This window comes from Lactobacillus sp. UMNPBX4, from assembly GCF_002554115.1.
GTDB lineage: Bacteria > Bacillota > Bacilli > Lactobacillales > Lactobacillaceae > Lactobacillus > Lactobacillus gallinarum.
On sequence record NZ_PCZF01000091.1, the window covers coordinates 1 to 2,256 of the forward strand.

The following is a 2,256-nucleotide window of genomic DNA, read 5'->3' on the forward strand; positions in this document are numbered from 1 at the left end:
GGTCCAGATGGACTTTTATTTTTATAAAGTGTTCAACTTGATTTTACAATCGGCGTTTAATTTTGGGTTTAAAAAAGCAGAGTGTTCAATTGAATATATTTGAACACAAAAAAAGACTCCCAAATCGGGAGCCTTTTTCAATATAAATTATGAAAGTGATGAAGAAATCTTAGCACGTTGTTCTTCGTACCATTTGTCCCATGCTTCGTAAGTAAGCATGTCTTCTGGCTTAACACCGGTCTTTTCAACCATTACATCAAGTAAGTTCTTAAAGTTGTAATCATGGTATTGCAAAACGTGTTCAACCAACTTCTTACGTGGGAAGTGGATGTTGTTCAAGAGATAACTGTTAATATCAACCATGTTGTGATTTTCATCGTAAAGGTTGATGATTTCAAGGTCATCTTCATCAAATTGAGCAATGTAGAAGTTAGCGAAGACCTTCAAGTAATCAGGTTGTTCCTTGAATTCTTCCTTAGGCATAGTAGTCTTATTAGCTTCTGGCATTACGACTTTAAGATCGTCGTTTTCTTCTTCTGTTTCTTTATATGCTTGTGCTTGAGCGTTCTTTTCTTCTTCAGTCAAAGTTGTTACCCCTTTATTTAGAAAATAAATAGATGCAAAATCAATAATAATTCTACCGACTTCTGCAAATAAAAGCAAATTTAACTGCTTTTAGGAAATTTCTTTATAATGTTTGCTTGTGAACGTATATTTGGATTTAGTATAATTTTAGCCGTATAAAAGCTGAAGTGGTGGCTATCCTGGAAGGGGATGGTGCTTATGAGTAAATTTTAACTCATACTTGCATCTCCTAATAGAAAGGAGAAGCCTTCGTGTCTGTTGCAGATGCGTTGCAACTAATGTTAGAATTCGGCACATTTGTCGTTACTCTAATTGCATTAGTTGTTGAGTTGATTAAGTTTTTTGATCAACGAAAAAAATAACTGCTTTGGCTGTGCAGAGCCGGCAGTTATTGAATAAGTAACAATATTTGATAGCACCGCTTACGCGATTCTACATTAAGAGGTTGGCTCATTTGCCGACCTCTTTTTCATTACATATTATAGCAAGTTCATAGACCCGCAGCAATTACTTATTATCTGAAGCATCTGAACTCTGGGTGCTTGATGATTGCGCGCTGCTAGAAGATTGATTAGATTGGCTGCTTGATTGCTTGGTACTACTTGAAGAACTAGATTGAGCATCGGCATCCTTGTCGCTGGATGAAGATGAGGCAGAACTAGATTGTTTGTCCTTATCTTGATGATCCTTGTTCTTGTCTTTATCCTTGTCAGAGCTGCTAGAACTAGAATTGTCGGAACTTGAGTTAGATTCCTTATTAGCATCGTCATCAGAAGAGTTGCTGTTCTTTTCCTTATTATTGGACTTCATATTAGAATTGCTCTGACTGTTGCGTTGAACGGCATTATTGTGACTAACATAGGCGCCAGCGCCACCTCCGCCAATCAAAAACATAGCAAAAATCGCACCCCAAAAGATTAATTTCTTCATTAAAAATCTCTCTCCCATGTATTTTGTGAATTAGGTTCAGCGAGAACCTTGATTGCTAAATTATAGTTTAAGGCATTTAGGTGAAAAAAGATAAATAGAAGATTTAATTTTAACTAATATTAAAAACTTTGGCTCATTTTTGGATCTCAGATTGTTAGTAATAGTGTAAAACATCTGGCCGGCAGGTTGATTACAACAATTCAAATCAAATTATTAAGTAAGGTAGGAGAAAATTATGAACTTTGAATTAGCAGAACAATCAATCCAATATACATTTGGCAATAAGAGATACACTAATGGACTTAAGAGTTTCAACAAGTTTAAAAATATATGTGTAATTGTGTTTTTTAAGTGTTATAAAGTGTGTTATAATCTCGCTACAAGGTGGTGAGATTTTTTATGTCTAGAATTATGTATTTAAAAGAAGCTGCTGCCTATCTTGGCAAAGCGCCGTTCACTCTTCAAAGCTGGGATCGAGCTGGGAAATTAAAAGCTCATCGAACAGCTAACAACAGACGATTTTACTATCAATCAGAGCTTGATCAGTATTTAGGCCTTGATCATAACGAGCCCATTGATAAACGCAAAATTGTGGCTTACGCGCGGGTATCTTCCAATGGGCAAAAAGACGATTTAAAAGATCAAGTTGCTTTTTTAAGGCAATTCTTGAATGCTAGAGGCATTATCGCCGATGAATATATCTCAGATATTGGATCGGGCTTAAACTATAAACGTCCTAAA

4 protein-coding genes and 1 pseudogene are annotated in these 2,256 nt (G+C 35.7%); 3 read left to right on the forward strand and 2 right to left on the reverse strand.

Annotated features, from left to right (window positions below; all coding sequences use genetic code 11):
• Positions 1–147: 147 nt before the first annotated feature.
• On the reverse strand, positions 148–585 hold the full coding sequence (locus tag CP355_RS09720; protein WP_025005569.1) for a hypothetical protein: 438 nt from the start codon (positions 583–585) through the stop codon (positions 148–150).
• 251 nt (positions 586–836) lie between these two features.
• Here CP355_RS09720 and CP355_RS09725 point away from each other — a divergent pair, with 251 nt between their 5' ends.
• Entirely contained in the window at positions 837–947 is a 111-nt protein-coding gene (locus CP355_RS09725) for a putative holin-like toxin (RefSeq protein WP_025005568.1), read from the forward strand.
• Between the two features lie 145 nt (positions 948–1,092).
• Here CP355_RS09725 and CP355_RS09730 read toward each other — a convergent pair whose 3' ends face one another.
• Positions 1,093–1,515 carry a hypothetical protein gene (locus tag CP355_RS09730; RefSeq protein WP_098044433.1) on the reverse strand — a complete coding sequence of 141 codons (423 nt, stop codon included), beginning with the start codon at positions 1,513–1,515 and terminating at the stop codon, positions 1,093–1,095.
• Positions 1,516–1,750: 235 nt separating this feature from the next.
• On the opposite strand from CP355_RS09730, the pseudogene CP355_RS10850 reads away from it, so the two are divergent.
• Both CP355_RS10850 and CP355_RS09740 read left to right on the forward strand, forming a co-directional pair.
• Positions 1,751–1,846: pseudogene (locus CP355_RS10850) on the forward strand (DUF1659 domain-containing protein); the annotation flags it as partial.
• Between the two features lie 68 nt (positions 1,847–1,914).
• On the forward strand, positions 1,915–2,256 hold a 342-nt coding region (locus CP355_RS09740), incomplete at its 3' end, for a recombinase family protein (protein ID WP_143468300.1).